Below are 20792 nucleotides of genomic sequence, written 5' to 3' on the forward strand. Positions count from 1 at the left end.
TTTGCCGGCAAAATTACATTTAAAAACAGAACACAAAAAGAATTGCACCGATTACTTTTTATGTTTCCTTTCTGTTAAAATATTCTGAAGGGCAAACATTTCATCGCGAAGACGCGCAGCTTCAATAAAGTCGAGCTCCTTCGCGGAAGCCTGCATTTGTTTTTTTGTTTTTTCGATGGCTTTCTCAAGCCCGTCTATACTCATATATTGCACTACCGGATCGGCGGCGATATCGGGTTGTCCCATACCTCCCGTATATTCCGGTTGTTTATCGCTTCGGTATTCGTACCCAATAATTTCCCGCGTTGGTTTTACAATTTGTGTTGGTGTGATGTTGTTTTCTTCATTGTATTTCAACTGCCTTCCGCGACGGTAATTGGTAGAATCGATTGTCTTTTGCATAGAGTCGGTAATTTTATCGGCATACATAATTACCATTCCGTTGAGGTTTCGCGCTGCCCTTCCGGCAGTCTGTGTCAGTGAGCGCTCGGAACGAAGAAATCCTTCCTTGTCCGCATCAAGTATGGCCACCAGCGAAACTTCGGGCAAATCCAAACCTTCACGCAAAAGGTTAATCCCCACCAAAACGTTAAATTCCCCCTTGCGAAGTTGCTCCATAATTTCAACACGTTCCATCGTATCCACATCTGAATGAATGTAACGGGTTTTTACGCCCATATTTACCAGGTATTTTGATAACTCTTCGGCCATGCGTTTGGTTAGCGTGGTTACCAGTACTCTTTCATCCCGTTCTATCCGGAGATTGATTTCATACATTAAATCATCAATCTGATTGTTGCTTGGCCTGACATCAATGATTGGGTCGAGCAATCCTGTTGGCCGTATAATTTGCTCCACTACCACCCCTTCGCATTTTGCCAGCTCGTAATCAGCCGGTGTGGCACTTACATAAACCACCTGGTGTGTCAGATTTTCAAATTCTTCAAACTTTAGAGGGCGATTGTCAATGGCAGCCGGTAAACGGAAACCATATTCCACAAGCGTAACTTTTCGTGAATTATCACCGCCGTACATGGCTCTGATTTGTGGAATCGTAACATGGCTCTCATCGATAATACAAAGAAAATCATCAGGAAAATAATCAAGCAGGCAAAAAGGACGGGTGCCCGGCGCACGCCCGTCGAAATAACGGGAATAATTCTCAATACCCGGACAATACCCCAGTTCGCGCATCATTTCCATATCGTATTCCACACGTTCCAAAATACGTTTCGCCTCCAGAGGTTTTCCGATATCTTTAAAATAATCTACCTGTGCAACCAGATCATCCTGGATCGTGTGGATGGCTGATTTCATACGATCTTTTGTGGTAACAAAAATATTGGCGGGGTAAATTTTTATCTCATCAAGTGTTTCATACAGCTGCCCGCTTTCGGGATCAAAACCGGCAATTTCTTCAATTTCATCGCCCCAAAAAACAACCCGGATTGCAGTGTCGGCATAAGCGGGGAAAATATCAACCGTGTCACCTTTTACCCGAAATGTCCCGCGCTGAAAATCAACCTCACTTCGCGAATATAGTGCTTCCACGAGCTGGTGTAGCATGGCATTTCTCGAAACAGTCTGTCCGACTTTCAATTCGGTGATATTGGCATGAAAATCTTCGGGATTTCCGATTCCGTACAAACACGACACCGATGAGACTACAATCACATCCCGCCTGCCGGACAACAGAGAAGAAGTAGTACTTAGCCTCAATTTTTCAATGTCCTGATTGATGGAAAGGTCTTTTTCGATATACGTATCGGTTGTGGGCAAATAGGCTTCCGGCTGGTAATAATCGTAATATGAAACAAAATACTCAACGGCATTATTAGGAAAAAACTGTTTCATTTCCCCGTACAATTGTGCCGCCAGCGTTTTGTTATGACTCAATATTAATGTTGGCCGTTGCACCTTTTCCACGACATTGGCCATTGTAAAAGTCTTTCCCGAGCCGGTAACCCCCAACAAGGTTTGAAACCGCTCCCCCTCGTCAATTCCATCTGCCAGTTGACGGATTGCTTCCGGCTGATCCCCGGTAGGCTGATAAGTTGAAACTACTTTAAATTGCATGTGGTAAAACTACAATACTGGTTGATAAAAACGAAATAGAAAACAGAAGGTTTAACGGTTTAAAAAATTAACCACATAAAAAGCTATTCTTTTACAGCAAATCCTTTAAAAAAAGTGTAACTAAATACGCCATCCGGTTCTGCCGTGCGATATAAATCTTTGATTCCCTGTTCAAAGACTGACTTTTCCGTTATACCTGTCCGGACTGCCTGTTCTCCCACACCTTCAATCATTGCAGTAAAAGTATTTCTTATAAATCCTTCAACAAGCTGAGGTTTACTTGCGTCAACATAAACCATACGTGGCGATACCGCAACATCTGAATACCCCGCAGAAACAAGCAAGGGATATAATTCCCTTCCTATATTTGAATTTCCGCCATTTTGTTTTTGAAGCTCTACCTGACAATCGACGGCCATGTGAGCATATTTGCTGTCGGGGTAAAAAAATGTTGAACCGTGGTCTCCCTCAATAACCATCATTATTCCGCCTTTTTTCAACACCCGACTTAACTCCCGGAGTGCCAACAGAGGATTATGAAGATGTTCCAACACAAAACAGATGATTACACTGTCAAAAGTTTCATCTTTAAATGGTAGTTCAAATATATCAGCTCGTCTGAATTCAACATTTTGTATCCCCAAAGATTTGATGGTTTTCCCGGCTTCTTTTAAGGATTCTTCAGATATATCAACAGATATAAAATGCGAACCGGGGTTTTTTGCAGCAATAATTTTTGTTTGTGCCCCCACTCCGCATCCTGCTTCCAAAACAAAACTGTCTTTTGCAAAAAGCGAATCATTATGAATAATTTCATCGAGCGTATTTGCCTGATCGTTCAATCTCAACGCTTCTCTCGGAGAATAACCATGAACATATTCTGAATTTTCCATATCAGTCTGTTTTCAAATTTTGTGAACAAATGAGTCAGGGAACACGAAATCCCTCCTGAACCAGAATCTTTAGATACAAATAAAGATACATCCGTTTCACCAGCCTTTTTTATGGGTGAACACTATTTCGAAATATACTATTTATCAGTGTATCCGGGTAGTTTTATTATCAATTTAGATTATATTTTATCATAAACATAATGGAACGATTCACATATGATTTATCTGTCTCAACAGCCATGTCAATACGATGTAGTGAATTATAAACTGCTTTTGGGTTCAGATAATATGTAAAAGACTCACCCATGCTCAAAGTTACCTCCGCAGAAATATGTTCTTTCAGGCTTACTCCAATTCCCAGCAACGGCTTTATTTCAAATTTTAAATCCTTATTCTTCCCGTTAAAATTGAGTTTTTCATTGGTATGTGTATTTTCTCCGGTGGTGGAAAGATAAAAGGAATAATCTTTTTCACCGCCAACAACATAATTGGGAACGACACCCAATTTTAAATAGGGCACAACACCGCTTCTATAAAAATCGAAGGACAAGCTGATCGGTATTTGAACATTATGAAGCCTATACTTTATCTCCGTAATTCTTTTAAAAGGTTCTCCTGAAACTTCAGTAACTCCGCCTTGCCAGTTATCAACAAATTTACTGCCGCTGTTTAGATATAAAAGTTCTGAATGTATGGAAAATCTCTTCCATAAATTATATTTCACAAAAACACCTGCTCCACATCCGTATGTAAACTGGTGTCCTTCTGTTCTTCCCTGTTCACTGTAATTCGAATTATATTTCTCGTGCCACCCGGTTAAACCACCGCCTGCAGTAATTCCATAATAAAACCGGGACTGGGCATTTAGCAAAAAAGGAAAGATAAACAGCAAGGAAAAGATCAGTTTTTTTGGTTTCATTGGTTTGGATTATTGCAATTGTTATTGGTTTTAATATGTTTTAATAAATCTGGCTTTTCCGTTTGTAACTTTAAATTCCCAATATTTATGATATATACATCCGGCCGGACAGTCGCCCATACCAATACTAAAAGTAATAACAGCTGAATCACTGTCTCGTTTCAGGGTAATGTTGTTCCCGTCTCCGATACAACCCTTGTTAAACTCTGCAAGTACAACTGACTCTATTTCCATAAACTCCTTTTCAACAGGAAGCATATTAAACTCTTGTTGCGTATATACCGTTAACCACGGAAAATTTGGATAACTGTATGCAGTTCTTACCGAATCAAAGCCGTAAGCAGTTAATAAATTATCCAATTCCTCGTCTCCGGTCGGGAAAACATTTTCTGACAAACTTTGAATTTCAGGTCGTTCTGTTTCTACCATTAAACCTACAGAACTAAAGCTGTAACAGTAATAACCGTGAATCTGATAAACATCAAAGACCGTATCTCGCTGTGGAGAACGGGAGTCGTAGACTGCCTGAATTATTTTCAGAATTTTATCAATTTCTTCATTATCCAGAGAAGGGTCGCTGTAATTAAAATGATTTTCATTATGATATATTTCATCCATATACAATTGCTTGGCATCATGCAGATATGATTCAATGATATAAGGATCCAAATCGATTTTCTGGTATCCTACCAACCCATCACTATCGTTACAGCTGTTTAACACCAGGATAAAAAAGACCAAATACAGGAATATTTTCATACCACTCTAAAGTTTCTGCCTTACAGATACTTTTGCGGGCGATTGGGTTGCGTTCAATAAAAATTATCCTGACACAAAAGCCGCTCTGCTTTTCTTAAAAGACTAAAAAACGTGTAGTGTGGACATTGCAGTGAATGTGCCTGCAACGATGTTGTTAATTGTTCATCTCCTGCATTTTAATCATCTCGTAATCATTTTGCAAAAAAGGATAATCCCAGCATCCCATTCGGTGATACAAGTTACCACCAAAACCTTTTTTATAAACGTGAACACCGTGTAACGGATGTCTTTGATTAATGTTGGGAGCCGAACCAAACATATCGTACTCTGAACACCCCCACTTTTTTGCTGTTTTTATGGCTTCCCACTGAAGGGCATAGCTTGCAAGCGAATGAGGGTTGTGTGTTGAAGAGGCTCCGTAAAGATAGGTTCCTCTTTTGTTGGACAATACAAGAAACATGGAAGCTAAAAACCGGCCTTCGTACTCTGCCATCAGCATTTTAACATGAACACCGTTTTTTTTATTATCCTGATTTTTTAAAATGGTGGAAAAATATTCTTCATCCTGAAGCGGCATCTTGTGACGGCTAGCTGTTTCGACATACAACCGGTACCATTCATCCATATGCTCCATGCCATGTTCCGTTACCTTTATGCCTTTTTTTTCTGCGCGCCGGACATTATACCTGGTGTTGTATCGCATGTTGTAGAGCAAATCATCTTCTTCTATGTTTAAATCCAGAAAAAAGGTATTTTTAGGCAAAATGTCAACCGGACTTTTTCGTAGATTCCACTTAGCAGTTTTGAAATTTACCCTAAATTCCTGAATATTGCTTTCAGGTGGACCAATCCAATTCCCCTTCCTGTCAAAATATTCCTCTTCCTGTGCCCACTGGTTTTGCCACAACAAATCGTAACGAATAAAAATACAATTAGCCGGCAAATAACTTCGCAATGTCTCCGACAGCTCTTCTAAAAAAACACCGTGGTCTTCAAAATCAGGCTCCATCTTTGGACCATAAGGAACATATGCATAACACTGGGTACTATTGATATACTTTACGAGTATCAGTAAATCTTCCTGGCTGTTTGTTGATGCTTTAAGGGAAGAATCAGGCAACTTGTTTGAAACTGTAAGTTCAAATCCGCCGGGTGTAAATCCCTGGCTTCCTTTTACCCGCCCCCAAAAAGGGGTTTGCGGCAAAACATTGGTTGGTTTGATTGCTTCAATCTCTTTCCTCTCTACGCTGCAAATCATTTGTTTTTTTTTTGCAAAGCTATCTAAAGAACAAGTAGTTGTAAAATCAACCGACCATATAAAAACAAGTCTTAACAAAGAAGTTACGTAAAATGATCAGACTCAAGTTTGCTTCTTTTTGCATTTTACTTAGACAATAATTCCATATTTTCTGATATGAAAGGTTTATAAAGCTGAAATTTGTTTATAAACTTGTTTATTTTATAAAATTTCGTTTTCGATTTAGTTTGGAATTGTAAATTTGTTCGGTGATAATGTGGACGTAGAATAAATTTAAAACCCTTTTAAATAATGAAAAAAGTAAAAACACTTGGTTTACTGTTTTTATTTCTGTGTGTGATTTTTAATTCCAATGCACAGGAACTGATACCGGATAGAACGATTCATCCGCAGAATGTTGGTTTATATACCGGAGGACACGCTTCAACAAATGGTCTTGGCGTTAATGTTGGTTATGTTGTAAATAAACGGTTTACTTTTAGGACCGGTTTTGAAACAATGAAACTAAACAGCAATTTCGATTTTGACGAAAACGATATTTCTTACAATGCAGATCTGCATTACAAAACAGGGGGCATTTTTCTGCTTGCCGATTACTATTACACATCGCGGCTTTATGTTACGCTTGGCGGCCTGGTAAATTCTTTTAAACCCAACATGGAAGGATATGCGATAAGTGATTTGGAATACGGTGATATAGTAATCCCCGCAGAAGAAGTTGGGACATTTAATTTTGGTGTTGAATCCGGGCTAAAATATTCTCCTTATGCAGGAGCAGGTATCCGACATTTTATTGGCAAAAACGAAAAACTGGTCTACAGTTTTGAAGTAGGCATGTATTATATGGGAGCACCCAAGCTAAAAATTGAAACTACAGGGCTGTTATTGCCCACAAGTGATCCGGCTCACGGACAGGCTGAATATTTGGAAAATCAATTTGATGCTTATAAGATTTATCCTGTTCTAAAATTTAATCTTGCTTTCAAAATTTTCTAAATGTAAACCATTCAAAAATTTGTAAAACAATGAAAAATTCTTTCAAAAAATATGTAAACAAAATTGTTTCACTGGCTGTGGTTGCAGTTCTACTGGCCGGATGTAGTGAATATTTTGACAATCCGTTAAAAGACAAAGAAACCGGCGATGATGTTAACCTCCTTCTGGTTGACTTCAATTTTTTCACTACGCGAATGACTTTTAAACTTTATGATGCAAAAGACAGCTCGCTAATTACCTCCACCGCAGAAATCTCATTTTCAGGAAAAAACGGCGATGACATTGTTACTTTTGCCGGCGAAAAAAAGACGACACATTCCACTACTCAAGGGCAAATGGAATTAACCGTTGATCCAAATATTGATTTCTCAACGTCGTCGCCTCTGGAGTTTGCGATTAATGTTGACATCGATGGATACAACAGTTTAAGCAAAGGTTTTCAAATAAATACAACAGGGAAAAAAACATTTGAACTATACCTGCTCAATAAATCGGATGAAGAAGAATCCGATATTGAGGGAGGAATCGAAATAACAGGTGCCAGTAAATCAGCTGCAATTTCGAAAATAGCGGGAACTTCAGTTAAATCGGCAAGCACAGCCGGAGATTATGAGATTAAATATTTGCTTTCAGTACCCGACAAGTCCTACATTGTAAATATGGAATATGAAAACGGGAGCGTTGTTCCTTTTGAGAGTGTAAACGATGTAGGAACTTTATCTGTGATTTTTACTGTCAGTAAATATTCCGCATACAACGAGGATGAAGATGTAATATATAACGAAGGAGCCTTTATTTTTACTTCTTTTCATAAATTGGAAACAGGAAGCCTGGTCAGTTTAAAAATAAACGGATATAAAGTAACCAACTTAAACGGGGCAAAAATAAAAGTACTGGGAAGCTACGCCGGAGATGCCGAGTATGATCTTTTTGGTTTTACTGATTTTGACACAAACGATGGCGCATGGTATTTTTATGAACCTTCTGATGATCTTAAAGATACTGTTTTATATGAAACTCTGAACTTCAATTACACACTTGCACGAGCTTCAAGTGAAGGCCTTTGCGGGACCGGAAGTAACATAACATTCAGCTCTTCTGTTGTTTCAAGTTTTTCAATTGATGCCGACGTCTTTAACGCTGATGGAGCAAAAATTAAGGCGATAAACTTCAAAGGAAATTTCCCTGAAACTTTTACTGTTGAAAACGCAAAATCAGCTCCCGTAAAACTGGTATTCAGGAACAATAATCCTTCATTTAACAAAATTTCTGATTTAGAAATTGATAATTTTTGCACGGGAGATTATAACGTGAGTGTAACTCCGGCCAGTGGATACGAACAATACCAGATCGTTTTGAGAGCACTTTGCCCGGACAATATGACTGTGGGAGTTGCACCAACCTACAGCGGAGAAATAAAAATAAAAGGAAGCAGTGAACCATGGCAGGGAATAGATATGATTGGCGGGAAAGTTGATATTCTTGCAAAACCCGATCAGGAATATGAAATGCGGCTGCTCTGGGACAGTGAATGGGAATATGCAACCTTCTCAACAATTTTTAACGAATCTGACGGAAGTTATGCAGGTCCTGATTATGCGGACACAGAAATCACCTCGGAATACATTGAAAACAAAGCCAGAATCAAAGTCAATGTAAGAAAGGAATTCAGCCAAAGTATCTGTGACGATATGGGATGGTAAAAAAACTTATTTTAATAAAAAGCAGAGGAGTGTATAATTTTTATATGCTCCTTTATTTTTGTAATTATCGCTGAAGTTTAAAATAGACCGGGAAATGGTCGCTGATACCACCGTAATAATTGGGTCCTCCATAGGTGCGGTTGGGCGATACCTCTCCTCGGTTGTTTTTATATTCCATCCACTCCTCGTGAAAAACAAAACCTTTTTTATCCTTGCATTGAAAACCCTCTTCATCAAGCAGATTAGTCGAAACGATCAGGTTATCCAACATATTCCAGTTTCCCCGAAAATTATAAGATCCTAAATTTTGCAAATCATCCGGATACATCAGGTTTACCAATTCCTTGTTGCTTTTCCCGGGAATTCCTGCACTCAGTGTCTCGGACAAACTCTTATTGACAGGCTCATCATTCATATCCCCCATTACAATAATTTTTGCTTTAGGATTGACGTGCAAAACGGAATCAATTTTAGCGCGAAGAACAGCAGCCACTGCCACCCGTTTGGGTTCCGTTTGTTCTTCACCGCCAATCCGTGAAGGCCAGTGATTGACAAAAAGATGAAACACTTCCCTGTTTTTTGTTCTTCCTTTTACATACAAAATATCACGGGTTTTATAATCCGGTTCATTTTTAAAAGTGATGTGAACCGGGAGGCAATCAAGCACTTTAAACTCATCGGGGCGATAAACCAATGCACAATCAATACCGCGCACATCAGGGCTTTCGTAATGAACTATCCCGTATTTCCCGGCAGCCAATTTGTCGGTATGAACCAAATCTGATACTACCTTTTTATTTTCCACTTCACACAAGCCAATGATCTCCGGCAGTTCTTTTTTATCTATTGAACTTAATACGGCAGAAATATCTTGCAGCTTTTTCCGGTAGCGTTCATCCGTCCACTGCTTATCACTTCCGGGAGTAAACTCTTCATCCATTTTTCCGGGTTCATCAACAGTATCAAACAAATTTTCAACATTGTAAAACGCAATGGTAAGGTTCTTTCTGTTTTCACTTTTTTCTTTTGAGCACGATGAAAAAAGTACGAATCCGATAAAAATGATAACAGAAAAAGATAAATACAACTTATGTTTCATGGGATCAAAAAATATAAGTTCAGAAATCAATTACAAAATTATAATTCCTGGCCAATCGTAACTTGATAAAAATCAGTCACCAGGGTAGCTCTCATTCCGGCAGCGCCGGCAGCCTGCATTCCCGGTTCGCCGTCTTCAAAAACATGACAGGCCTCCGGAGCAACACCCATCTTTTCAGCACATTTAAGAAATGTCTCCGGATGGGGTTTTGGTTGGGTAACATCTTCACTTGAAACAAGAATATCGATATATTTATCCAGCTCAAGAATCTCCATGGTTTTCCAGGCAAGCCGGTGGTATCCCCCCGTTCCGACCGACATGGGCAATTTCCCGTGATATTTCTTCATCAGCTTTACTACGGGCTCCACAGGCTTCATCTTATGCATCAGCTTCTCATATTCATTTTCCTTGGTATATCCCACCGTTTTGGCATCCATATTGGTGCCAAACATCTCGTTTATTTTTTCGATGGTTTCAACAGCAGGAATACCGGCCAGTGTAGCAAACAATTCAGGTGTAAAATTTATTTTATATTCTTTTAAAACTTGTTTATACGCTAAAAAATGAACCGGCATTGTATCAGCCAGTGTACCATCCAAATCAAAAATGATCGCTTTTGTTCCGGGAAAAATATCCAGTATTTTGTTATCCATAATTTTCAAGAAAGAGCTCAAAATTAATATTATTTATTCAGTGTCTGTTTTCCTTTATTTATTAATTAAATTTTGACAATTTTGTTCTCGGTAAATTAATATTTAATGCACGAAAACGTTTTTTTATATACACTACCTCAATGGTTTATTTTTTCTTCGGTACTTGTAATGGTTTACGGATGGGTTGAAAAAAAGAAACCATTCCGTATTATCGGGTTGATTATTTTAATTGCGCTGGCCCTTTTTTCTTTGTATGCCATTATGAAAGGTTATTTCGACTCCCACAACTTTTTAACACCCGACGAGGTAATCAATGAGGAGCTGGATGGCGAACTGGTGGAAGAAATTCCATTTGAAGGGATGATTTTACCGGCCTACTGGAGTTTTGTTATTTCAGGAATAACAGCGATACCTGCATTGTATTTTGAAATAAAAAATAAAAAACAAAGCCGGCTCTTTATTATTCTTGCAGTGGTAATTTCGTTGTTTGGTTTTTTTGTAATTGTTGATGCTTTAAAATACATCTGATACGCCGCGATTATTATCTGGCTTCCTGCGAAAAAAAGCTCTTTTACCAAAAGAAATCTTAGCTAAAAAACACATAAAACCAGAATGTATCTGAAAAATTCTGTGAAAGTGCCCGTTTGGCCTGTTCTCTGTTTGAACTGTTTTGTTGAAAAACCTGATAATACTGTCTGAAACGCTGAACCGTCTCCCGGGTTACTGTCAGTCTCTCCAGCTCCGGCATCTCCCCCACTTTCAGCTGCTGATAAGCAACTACGGCCTCTTCTACATTCTTAGGGATTTTCCGGATGCCACATCTTTCAAGAATGGGCAATTGTTTAACAACCTGCGCCATGTCCTTCTGTAGCATCAACCAGGCCAGCTTGTATTCCAGCGCAGTATAATTGGTTGAGTCTGCTTCAATAATAAAATCAAGATTGGCAGCCGGGTCATCTGAAAGAACAAAAAAGTCCTGTTGCACTTTTGAGGCCCTCTTCTTTCCTAATTCCACGTGTTTATTTACCGCTTCGTCGTTGAAGAGAAGTATCTCGAATTCTTTAGCCTGGTTTCGGTAAAAAATGGTGTTTCCCAGGATTGATGTATATTTCTGCGCTACTTTGTAATTCCCGTTTATCAACTCTGTTTTTATCAACATCTTCAAACCTTCCGGAGTTAAACCATGCATTACCATAAATTCATAGGCCCAGCGTTGTGCCTCGTTGATCATACCAAGCGTATAGTAATAGTAACCACCCCGTTTCAAAACTTCTGTCACCAAATCCCACTTTAAAAATAATGTAGCACCGTCTACACTTTGGGGAAAACTAAAAAACATATCATCCAACCGCCCTGTCTCAGCCAATGCTATATTATTCAGGTAGTTTGTCAGGATATTATTTGACGGAAATTCTGAATTAAAGGCAATGATCTCATCATATTTTTGCTGATAAAAAAGCTTTTCCACATAAAAATAATGGCTGTTCTTTTTATCAATTCTGCCCACGCTAAGTATGGTAAGCGCCAAAATCAAAACAAGTGGCACTAGTTGTAAAAAAGGAAACTTTTTGCTCCTTATTTTTTCAATTATTTTGAGTTTGATCTTAAATAACAAAGGAAGAACTGAAATCAGAAAAATTAAAGGCAAAAACACCTGCACCTGCTTGCCGGTTTTAGCAGTTTCATAGGGAAACACAACCAAATGCCCAACGGTTTGGAAAAATAAAAACTCTTCCCCTATGTAGAAAAACAAAATTCCCGCTGTGAGCATCCCTGTAATTTTGTAGTACCCGTATTTTCCTCCCTTTTGAATCTGCCATAGAATATACAAAACCAAAAACAGATAGGAAAAGCTGCCAAAAAGGAAATAATTAAGAGGAAATAAAAACACCGGAACCCATTCGGTTTTTTTCTTAAAAGCCTTAACCGTTGAATAAAAGAAAAACAATTGAACGAGTACTCCAATAGTATTCAAACTTCGGTATTGATAGTGCGTTTGCAAAAAAAACAAAACTCCTCCTACCAGAAACGGCAATACAAAAGTACGGTTTCCGGATATTCTTCGTCCGATAGCGGCAATAACAAAAACAACAGCTACCAGTTCAGATGTTACCACTACTGCTCCCAGCAAAGGATAATAATAAAAGGCAGTCTGGAATTCTCCGAGGTACTCCAGAAAGCCTCCGGGTTGACTTACCTTCTCAATAAAAAAGGGATAGGTGGTTTGAAATAAAACGGCTTTCTCCTGATAGAAAAAAATATAACTCGTAAACCACGACAAATAAAAAACTCCTGAAATAAAAAACAGGAGATAAGGAAAATAGATAAAAAATAGTTTGGACTTTTGGTTTTTGTTGTTCATTTTAATTTCCGTTCTTTAGTTTGACGCCCATTCCGGCTGTACTGCCTTTTTTGCTGCTGCTTTTCTTAATTCACCGGGAGTAAATGAAACTTCCATTTTGGCAAATTCAGGAATATTAAATGTTTTTAAAAAATGACTGTAAAATGTCGGATCTTCCTGAGGTAAAACAAACGGTTTATGTGCTTTCCCTGTATCATCGATATACGAAATATATGGTCGTGCCGAGAGGCCATCTCCGCGTTTACTGCTAAAAATCATCCATCTTCCATTGGAGGACCAGGAGTGATAACTGTCGGTAAAATTGCTGTTTAAATCCAGTTTGTTTGTTTGCAGATTTTCAAGATTAACACGATACAAATCAGCTTCTTTGTGCCAAATTGGGAAGCAGCCGTAATCGTGATAGGTAAATACCAGCGACTTCCCGTCGGGTGAAACTCTTGGAAACGATACACTTTTGGATTTGCCGGAAGCGTCAAACACCAGTTCCGGCTCAGCAAATTCGCAATTTTCAGCGTCAAAATGTACGCGATACAAATCGTATCTTGTATCCCTGTAATCGTAGCCCGGCCCAATCTGTGCTGCCCGGCAAAAATAAAGAAACTCTCCGTCGGGAGACCATTCAGGATAGGTATCCATAAATTTTCTCTCTTTATTCACGGGTATGTCCAATATCTCGTTTTTGTCCCGGTCAAATAAAATTAAAGTTGAATTTAAATCCGAAACTTCAATTTTTTTACTTGCCATGGAATGAAACTGCTGTACCACTTTATTGGAAGAAAAAGCCACATATCTTCCGGAGGGATGCCACCGGGGATAAACCGCCCCATTTTCCATCTCGCTGGTTTTTAAGTTAAACTTTTCCAAATCTCCATCGGTCACAAAATAAGTTCCGCCCATCGAACCACGCATATGAAACATAAAATTGTCAGGATTTTGTTGGTTAAAAGCATGACAGTTTACACAATTCTGGCTTACGGCATTGTTTTCTACCACCGTTCGCTCTTTAAAACTTTCCAAACTACGTTGTTTAATACTAATTTCGGTCCAGCTTTCGTACCCCGGGTATAACAAACGATAATACAAATAAGGATCAACTTTTGACTCAGAGACCTGATTTGTAAACGACTGAAACTGATTCCAACTTCCCTCTTTTTTTACAAAAACCGCATACTCAATTTCACCATTTACATTTTTCGCCAGCAATTCTGTCCATTTCCTTTCGGGAATTTTTATTATTCCGTCAGATGAAAAGATTCTAATCGATGTCTCCGGATTGTTTCCTATTTCAACAAAATAAGCATCTCCTTCTTCTTCAATCTTAAAATTTAAAGGTGCAATATTCAAGGGTAAAGTGAGCTGGGAATAATCAGGACTAATTTTAGGGGTTTTGTTTACTTTTGCACTTGTCCCATCCGGCTTATTTTTGCAGGCACTAAAGACAACAAGCAATACCACCCAAAATGCCAATCTTCTCATTTCCATAAGCGTAGAATTTCAGCAAAAATAATTAAAATACACTACAATCGACAACAGAGATAAACTCTTTATAGGTTTTCTCTATTGGAATAAATAAAGATCGAATTCATTTAGCATAAGGTTTTACTTTTTGCTTTGAATGATTAGATTTGTTGCTGTAAATCAATTAAACCCGTATGAATTTTAGAATACTCATTTTCTTTCTGTTTATTTCGGTCTGCCTTTTTAGCGGAAATATAAATGCCTCGGAAACGGATAAAATAGTTATCGAAAATAACGTTTTCTCAAAAACAATTTTTTCCAACGCTGAAAAGCCGGATAAAATCGAAGTTTTATTCCGATCAAAACCGGGAAATAAGATTCTGACATCGAAACAACCGGAACCTTATTTTGAATTTGTAATTGATAAACAAATTATTACGGCCAACGACCCGCTTTGGGTATTTAAAGAACAGTCAAGCCGGAAGATGCAAAACAAAGGAACAGAATACCGCCTTGTTTTTGAAGGAAAGAAGAATCCTGTAAAAGGGCTACAAATTATCCTTTTTCAGCAAATTTTTCCCAATTCAACATTAATGAGAGAAAAAATGGTACTTCAACCCCCGAACAAAACGTTTGAATTGAATAAGAAAGACGGAAAGCTTTATTTTAAATTTCCGGTCTATTCCATTTTAAACACAAACACAAAGCATGTTGATGCAACCGAAATAAGAATGGCTTCATGGGAAAAAGAACCGGTTACATTTGGAGATGAAAAAAAAGGCAACCACATGTACTACCCCGATATCATTCAGCACCCAGCCATACAAAATCTTTCTCCCGTAAAGGGCCCGGTTAGCATAGTTTCCAACGGTGACATCAGCTGGTTTACCGCCTATGAACACGCATCGCAGGACGACCTGAACGGTTTGTTTGACGAACAGAAAAAAGGTTCAGGAAATATGATAAACGATGCCATGCAGGGAACAAAAGGAATCTTTAACTTTCCTATTTCCGAAGATGATTTCAAATTTATAGGGATTGGTGCAGAAACAAAGAAGGAAACATTTTCCGTTTCCGTAGATATTTTGCGGGGAGGGTATCTTGACGGAGAAAAGATAGAGAACAAACGTCCCTATTCCACGGTTTGGACAGCGGCTGGCTTCTATACAGGTAAAGATTTGGAGACGGGTAAAGCAATGTTGCGCAATTATCTTTTTAACCAAATATGCGAAAAACCGGCTTCTCGAATTCCCGAGTACTATTACAATACCTGGGGTTTACAACGGCAAGACCGAAACAAACCACTCCGGGGCATTTTAACTTACGAACGGATATTTGAAGAAATTGAATATGCAGCAGAGCTTGGGGTTGATATTTTTGTTCTTGATGATGGCTGGGAAAATGCCATGGGCGAATGGTTTCCAAACAAGGAAAGATTTCCTGAAGGATTGGCGCCAATAAAAAAACAGCTGGATAAGTACGGAATAAAAATGGGGCTTTGGTATTCGCCGATGGGTATTGACTCTACTACACAGCGTTATAAAGAACATCCCGGGTGGGTAATCAAGGATTCTGAAGGAAACCCGATTCAGGCCCAGTGGGGGCATCCTGCATTTGATTTTGTAAGTGGCTTCTTTGACGTTTTTATCAACGATTGTAAAAAAATGATCGACGTGGGATGCCGGTTTATGAAATGGGATGCGATAAATACATTTTACAGCAGCCTGCCAAATCTGGAACATGGTTCCGATAGCTACTCAAAAGAAGAATTGCGGGCACGTTATGAATATTTACTCCCCATATATGTTGTGCGTGCGATGGAAATCCTCACCAATTATGAACCCGAACTGGTTATAGAAGTTGATCTTACAGAAGCACGCCGGGTAATGGTCGGACTGGCACCATTAAGCCAGGGTAAACTGTTCTGGATGAATAACGGAGCCAGCTGGTATAACGACTACAGCACTTACCGCGCAAAATCGATGCGAACGATTGCCAACGAATTTAACGGTACTATTCCGCTTGAACTTTTTACTTATGCCAACTATCCGCAAAACGAAGAAAGTGCAATGAATTATAATGTACACAACTCCGTTCTGGCGGGGCATGGATTTTGGGGAAACCTGCAACTTATGTCAACTAAAGACAGACAATGGGTCAATACACAGCTTATCAATTCAAAAAGAATTTTGCCCTATATTCTTGATACCAAACCTCTGGTTTTGGGTAAAGTTGGTGATTCGCCTGAAATATATACGATCGTAAACCCGGAAAAAGCAGCCGGGCAGGTAATCGCCTTTTCTGAAAATCCTTCCAGAGAGGAACATACTGTTGAATTAGACACAAAACAACTATTGGGTGTTTTAAATTGCTCCTATACCAGTGGAGGGAATAATGTAAAAATACCACTCTCTTTTAAAGAAAAGGAATCTTCACTTGCGGCTTATATTTTGCCAAATGACAACACAAATGCGGGGATTTCCGTTATTTCTTCAACTGTCCCTGTTAACGATATAACATTTCTCAAAAACAAATTATCAATAAAAACGACGGTACCGGGAGAACAACAAATCCAATGGGCAAAAAACTATGGGGAACCGCTTGTAAAAAGTTCGGGTGATTTTGAATACGAAATAGAAGAATCAGACCAAAACTATCTTGTAAAAGTTAGAAGTACCCAAAAGAATTCAGAAGTTATATTGGAAACAAAATGATGATTTTTACCAATATTTCTAATTAAAAATGAACTTAAAATTTAATTTTCGCAGGAAATATCGAATATTACTTATAAATCGTTTTGGTTTTTGAATAGTTTTTTTACATTTGCCTCAACAACGTTTTGAAATGAAATTATTCTCTACATATATTCTAGTCATTCTAGTGGTCATTCTTGGTTTCACTGAGAAAGGTTAGCGTATTATATAGAGCAAAAGATATAAATTTAAGCCTTTCTCAATTTCGGGAAAGGCTTTTTTAATGAATAAACAGTTTAAAAAGACTTAAAAAATGCAAGTACCATTACGAAGCAACACAACTACTCAAGGCAGAAGAATGGCCGGGGCCAGAAGTCTTTGGCGTGCCAACGGAATGAAAGAAGAACATTTTGGAAAGCCGGTTATTGCGGTTGTCAATTCATTTACGCAATTTGTTCCCGGGCATGCCCATTTACATAAAATCGGACAGTACATAAAAGGACTAATTGAAAAGCAGGGATTTTTTGCTGCAGAGTTTAACACCATCGCTATTGATGATGGAATTGCCATGGGACACGACGGCATGTTATACTCACTTCCTTCGCGCGATGTTATTGCCGACAGTGTGGAATATATGTGCAACGGGCATAAGGTGGATGCAATGGTTTGTATTTCAAACTGTGATAAAATTACTCCCGGAATGCTAATGGCGGCTATGCGGCTGAACATCCCGGCTGTTTTTGTTTCCGGCGGACCAATGGAAGCCGGGGAAATTGGTAACAAACATTACGACCTGGTGGATGCGATGGTTTTGGCAGCCGACAAATCCATTTCCGACCAGGAACTTTCGGTTATTGAACAAAATGCCTGTCCCACCTGCGGGTCATGTTCAGGTATGTTTACCGCCAATTCAATGAATTGTCTGGCGGAAGCCATTGGTCTGGCACTTCCCGGAAACGGAACAATTGTAGCCACTCATGCCAACCGTACCAAACTTTTTGAAGAAGGGGTGGAAAAAATAGTGAATGCGGTGAAAGCCTATTATTTTGAAGGCGATGAAACAGTTCTGCCAAAAAATATTGCCACCCGGGAAGCTTTTCTTAATGCTATGAAACTGGATATTGCAATGGGCGGTTCAACCAATACCGTACTTCACCTGCTGGCCATTGCTCATGAAGCCGGTGTTGATTTTACAATGGAAGACATCGATAATCTTTCAAGAATTACACCTAACCTTTGTAAAGTTGCACCCAGTTCGAGTTATCATGTTCAGGATGTAAACCGCGCCGGAGGAATTTTATCCATTATGGCTGAACTTGATCGCGGCGGATTGATCGATACATCGGTAAACCGTATCGATGGAAGAAGCCTTAAACAAGCCATTTTGGAATATGATATTGTAAGTGACACCGCAACCGAAGATGCAAAAAAACGCTTCTCTTCCTCTCCGGGAGATGGGTCCAGAAACCTGGTTATGGGCTCACAGGATAACTATTATACCCAACTTGATACCGATCGCGAAAAAGGATGTATCCGCAATGTTGAACATGCCTACAACAAAGATGGCGGTTTGGCTGTTTTATACGGAAATATTGCAGAAAGCGGATGTATTGTAAAAACAGCGGGGGTAGATGCGTCAATCTTTCAGTTTACCGGAACAGCTAAGGTTTTTAACTCACAGGAAGAAGCAGTAAACGGCATACTTGGAGATACGGTTCAAAAAGGTGATGTTATTGTTATCCGTTACGAAGGTCCGAAAGGTGGTCCTGGAATGCAGGAAATGCTTTATCCGACTTCTTACCTGAAATCGATACAGCTGGATAAATACTGCGCATTGATTACTGACGGCCGGTTTTCCGGCGGAACCTCCGGGTTATCCATCGGGCATGTATCGCCGGAAGCGGCTGCGGGAGGAGCGATTGGACTGATTCAAAACAACGACAAAATTGAAATCGATATTACAAAACGTTCGATAAATCTTCTTATTTCAGAAGAGGAGCTGGCACAACGCAAAAAAAAAGAGGAAGCAAAAGGCAATGAAGCTTTTACGCCCGCAGGACGTGAAAGAAATATTTCAAAAGCATTAAAAGCATATGCAAGCCTGGTTTCTTCAGCCGACAAAGGTGCCATACGTTTAATAGATTAAATAACGCAAGAAAAATAATTAAAAGCTAGTGGCTAATTGCTCATAGCTAAAAGCTAAATTTTTAACATATGACAACAAAAAAAGTTACCGGTTCACAGGCAGTTATCCTTTCATTACTGGAGGAAGGAGTAGATACCATTTTTGGATATCCGGGCGGAGCGATAATGCCCGTTTACGATGCCTTGTATGATTTTGACAAAAATGTGAAACATATTCTAACCCGTCATGAGCAGGGAGCTGTCCATGCGGCCGAAGGGTATGCGAGAGTCACAGGTAAAGCCGGCGTATGTTTTGCCACATCAGGTCCGGGGGCAACCAACCTGATTACAGGTATTGCAGACGCGATGATCGACTCCACTCCTTTGGTCTGTATTACCGGACAGGTAGCCTCTCCGCTTTTGGGAACAGATGCATTTCAGGAATCAGATGTGGTGGGCATTTCAATGCCGGTAACCAAATGGAATTACCAGATTACAACTCCGGAAGAAATTCCGGAAGCCATTGCTCAGGCATTCTATATCGCACAAACCGGGCGCCCGGGGCCTGTTTTAATTGATATTACCAAAGATGCACAGTTTGGAGAACTGGAATTTGAGTATAAACAATGTACCAAAATCAGAAGTTATGTTCCGGAAATGCCGGTTGATCCGTTCAAAGTAAAAGAAGCCGCCGAAATTATCGATCAGGCTAAAAAGCCGCTGATACTTTTTGGACAAGGCGTTATTATCGGTAATGCAGAAGATGAATTAAAAGCATTTATTGAAAAAACCGGTATCCCGGCAGCCTGGACCCTGCTTGGACTTTCGGCTATCCCTACCGACCATCCTTTAAATGTGGGGATGTTGGGCATGCATGGAAATTACGGGCCCAACCTGCTAACCAACGAAGCGGATGTAATCATTGCCGTGGGGATGCGTTTTGATGACCGTGTAACCGGAAAGGTTAGCGGCTATGCAACAAATGCAAAAATTATTCATCTGGAAATAGATCCAGCAGAAATAGATAAAATCGTAAAAGCTACTGTTGCCGTTCTGGGAAATTCAAAAAAGTCGTTAAAAATGCTTACTGACAACGTAAAGGAAAACAGTCACGATGAATGGATTGAACGTTTCAGAAAGTGCGACATGATTGAAAATGAAAAAATCATTCACAAAGATCTTTATCCTGAAAAACCGGGTCTGACCATGGGTGAAGTTATCCGGATAGCGGCAGATAAAACCAATCATGAAGCCATTCTGGTTACCGACGTTGGGCAGCACCAGATGATAGCCTCACGTTACTTTAAGTTCAGAAACTCAAAAAGTAACGTTACTTCCGGCGGATTGGGAACCATGGGCTTTGGTCTTCCGGCCAGCATGGGGGCGCAACTCGGAAAACCGGAACGTACTGTTATTGCGGTAATTGGTGATGGTGGTTTCCAAATGACAATACAGGAATTAGGTACGATAGCACAAAATAAACTTCCGGTAAAAATTATTGTTTTAAACAACAATTTTCTTGGAATGGTACGCCAGTGGCAACAGTTATTCTTTGAAAAAAGATATTCCTTTACCGAGTTACAAAACCCTGATTTTATAACCATTGCCAAAGGGTTTGGAATTGACGGTCACAAAGTGGAGAAAAGAGACAATTTGGACGGTGGAATTCAAAAGATGCTTGATCATAATGGTCCTTATTTATTGGAGGTGGTTATCGAAAAAGAGGACAACGTGTTCCCGATGGTACCCACTGGTGCTTCAGTTTCTGAAGTAATTCTTGAACCCTGACAGGAAATTAA

General features: G+C 39.4%; 15 protein-coding genes. 6 read left to right on the forward strand and 9 right to left on the reverse strand.

The window, feature by feature from the left end; all coding sequences use genetic code 11:
* Positions 1 to 51 precede the first annotated feature (51 nt).
* The 5 genes from uvrB to K5G00_RS13430 all read right to left on the reverse strand — a co-directional run bounded on the left by uvrB (position 52) and on the right by K5G00_RS13430 (position 5905).
* Positions 52 to 2076 (reverse strand): excinuclease ABC subunit UvrB, encoded by a 2025-nt coding sequence (gene uvrB, locus K5G00_RS13410; protein WP_238766664.1) that lies wholly within the window; start codon positions 2074 to 2076, stop codon positions 52 to 54.
* Positions 2077 to 2159: 83 nt separating this feature from the next.
* A complete protein-coding gene (locus tag K5G00_RS13415) occupies positions 2160 to 2969 on the reverse strand; it encodes a class I SAM-dependent methyltransferase (protein WP_238766665.1) in 810 nt (269 codons plus the stop codon).
* A 169-nt stretch (positions 2970 to 3138) separates the two neighbouring features.
* On the reverse strand, positions 3139 to 3888 hold the full coding sequence (locus K5G00_RS13420) for an outer membrane beta-barrel protein (RefSeq protein ID WP_238766666.1): 750 nt from the start codon (positions 3886 to 3888) through the stop codon (positions 3139 to 3141).
* Between the two features lie 30 nt (positions 3889 to 3918).
* Entirely contained in the window at positions 3919 to 4647 is a 729-nt protein-coding gene (locus K5G00_RS13425) for a hypothetical protein (protein ID WP_238766667.1), read from the reverse strand.
* 154 nt (positions 4648 to 4801) lie between these two features.
* The gene (locus tag K5G00_RS13430) at positions 4802 to 5905 is read right to left on the reverse strand and encodes a lipid II:glycine glycyltransferase FemX (protein WP_238766668.1); all 1104 of its coding nucleotides are present in this window, start codon (positions 5903 to 5905) and stop codon (positions 4802 to 4804) included.
* A 291-nt stretch (positions 5906 to 6196) separates the two neighbouring features.
* Here K5G00_RS13430 and K5G00_RS13435 point away from each other — a divergent pair, with 291 nt between their 5' ends.
* Together K5G00_RS13435 and K5G00_RS13440 are read left to right on the forward strand one after the other, a co-directional pair.
* Complete coding sequence (locus K5G00_RS13435) at positions 6197 to 6901, forward strand: hypothetical protein (RefSeq protein ID WP_238766669.1); 705 nt, start codon at positions 6197 to 6199, stop codon at positions 6899 to 6901.
* 29 nt (positions 6902 to 6930) lie between these two features.
* Positions 6931 to 8604 carry a hypothetical protein gene (locus K5G00_RS13440; protein WP_238766670.1) on the forward strand — a complete coding sequence of 558 codons (1674 nt, stop codon included), beginning with the start codon at positions 6931 to 6933 and terminating at the stop codon, positions 8602 to 8604.
* A 64-nt stretch (positions 8605 to 8668) separates the two neighbouring features.
* On the opposite strand, the gene K5G00_RS13445 is transcribed toward K5G00_RS13440, so the two are convergent.
* Both K5G00_RS13445 and K5G00_RS13450 read right to left on the reverse strand, forming a co-directional pair.
* Positions 8669 to 9703: an endonuclease/exonuclease/phosphatase family protein gene (locus K5G00_RS13445; protein ID WP_238766672.1), complete on the reverse strand. Its 1035-nt coding sequence runs from the start codon at positions 9701 to 9703 to the stop codon at positions 8669 to 8671.
* Positions 9704 to 9741: 38 nt separating this feature from the next.
* Positions 9742 to 10356: an HAD family hydrolase gene (locus tag K5G00_RS13450; RefSeq protein ID WP_238766673.1), complete on the reverse strand. Its 615-nt coding sequence runs from the start codon at positions 10354 to 10356 to the stop codon at positions 9742 to 9744.
* 105 nt (positions 10357 to 10461) lie between these two features.
* Here K5G00_RS13450 and K5G00_RS13455 point away from each other — a divergent pair, with 105 nt between their 5' ends.
* Positions 10462 to 10884, forward strand: a complete 423-nt coding sequence (locus tag K5G00_RS13455; RefSeq protein WP_238766674.1) for a hypothetical protein — start codon at positions 10462 to 10464, stop codon at positions 10882 to 10884.
* Between the two features lie 58 nt (positions 10885 to 10942).
* On the opposite strand, the gene K5G00_RS13460 is transcribed toward K5G00_RS13455, so the two are convergent.
* Together K5G00_RS13460 and K5G00_RS13465 are read right to left on the reverse strand one after the other, a co-directional pair.
* On the reverse strand, positions 10943 to 12718 hold the full coding sequence (locus tag K5G00_RS13460) for a DUF6057 family protein (protein WP_238766675.1): 1776 nt from the start codon (positions 12716 to 12718) through the stop codon (positions 10943 to 10945).
* Positions 12719 to 12733: 15 nt separating this feature from the next.
* Entirely contained in the window at positions 12734 to 14200 is a 1467-nt protein-coding gene (locus K5G00_RS13465; protein ID WP_238766676.1) for a TolB family protein, read from the reverse strand.
* Between the two features lie 170 nt (positions 14201 to 14370).
* On the opposite strand from K5G00_RS13465, the gene K5G00_RS13470 reads away from it, so the two are divergent.
* From K5G00_RS13470 to ilvB, 3 genes are all read left to right on the forward strand, one after another.
* Positions 14371 to 16890 (forward strand): alpha-galactosidase, encoded by a 2520-nt coding sequence (locus K5G00_RS13470; protein WP_238766677.1) that lies wholly within the window; start codon positions 14371 to 14373, stop codon positions 16888 to 16890.
* A 292-nt stretch (positions 16891 to 17182) separates the two neighbouring features.
* Positions 17183 to 19015 carry a dihydroxy-acid dehydratase gene (gene ilvD / locus K5G00_RS13475; RefSeq protein ID WP_238766678.1) on the forward strand — a complete coding sequence of 611 codons (1833 nt, stop codon included), beginning with the start codon at positions 17183 to 17185 and terminating at the stop codon, positions 19013 to 19015.
* Positions 19016 to 19083: 68 nt separating this feature from the next.
* Positions 19084 to 20781, forward strand: a complete 1698-nt coding sequence (gene ilvB, locus K5G00_RS13480) for a biosynthetic-type acetolactate synthase large subunit (protein WP_238766679.1) — start codon at positions 19084 to 19086, stop codon at positions 20779 to 20781.
* The last annotated feature ends 11 nt before the right edge of the window (positions 20782 to 20792 follow it).

This window comes from Maribellus maritimus (genome assembly GCF_022267315.1).
Taxonomy (GTDB): Bacteria; Bacteroidota; Bacteroidia; order Bacteroidales; family Prolixibacteraceae; genus Draconibacterium; species Draconibacterium maritimum.

Coding starts and splice junctions, on each gene's coding strand:
- K5G00_RS13440 (WP_238766670.1), top strand. CDS start 6,931: ATGAAAAATTCTTTCAAAAAATATGTAAACAAAATTGTTTCACTGGCT.
- K5G00_RS13455 (WP_238766674.1), top strand. CDS start 10,462: ATGCACGAAAACGTTTTTTTATATACACTACCTCAATGGTTTATTTTT.
- K5G00_RS13435 (WP_238766669.1), top strand. CDS start 6,197: ATGAAAAAAGTAAAAACACTTGGTTTACTGTTTTTATTTCTGTGTGTG.
- uvrB (WP_238766664.1), bottom strand. CDS start 2,076: ATGCAATTTAAAGTAGTTTCAACTTATCAGCCTACCGGGGATCAGCCG.
- K5G00_RS13415 (WP_238766665.1), bottom strand. CDS start 2,969: ATGGAAAATTCAGAATATGTTCATGGTTATTCTCCGAGAGAAGCGTTG.
- K5G00_RS13465 (WP_238766676.1), bottom strand. CDS start 14,200: ATGGAAATGAGAAGATTGGCATTTTGGGTGGTATTGCTTGTTGTCTTT.
- K5G00_RS13445 (WP_238766672.1), bottom strand. CDS start 9,703: ATGAAACATAAGTTGTATTTATCTTTTTCTGTTATCATTTTTATCGGA.
- K5G00_RS13460 (WP_238766675.1), bottom strand. CDS start 12,718: ATGAACAACAAAAACCAAAAGTCCAAACTATTTTTTATCTATTTTCCT.
- K5G00_RS13430 (WP_238766668.1), bottom strand. CDS start 5,905: ATGATTTGCAGCGTAGAGAGGAAAGAGATTGAAGCAATCAAACCAACC.
- K5G00_RS13470 (WP_238766677.1), top strand. CDS start 14,371: ATGAATTTTAGAATACTCATTTTCTTTCTGTTTATTTCGGTCTGCCTT.
- ilvB (WP_238766679.1), top strand. CDS start 19,084: ATGACAACAAAAAAAGTTACCGGTTCACAGGCAGTTATCCTTTCATTA.
- ilvD (WP_238766678.1), top strand. CDS start 17,183: ATGCAAGTACCATTACGAAGCAACACAACTACTCAAGGCAGAAGAATG.
- K5G00_RS13425 (WP_238766667.1), bottom strand. CDS start 4,647: ATGAAAATATTCCTGTATTTGGTCTTTTTTATCCTGGTGTTAAACAGC.
- K5G00_RS13420 (WP_238766666.1), bottom strand. CDS start 3,888: ATGAAACCAAAAAAACTGATCTTTTCCTTGCTGTTTATCTTTCCTTTT.
- K5G00_RS13450 (WP_238766673.1), bottom strand. CDS start 10,356: ATGGATAACAAAATACTGGATATTTTTCCCGGAACAAAAGCGATCATT.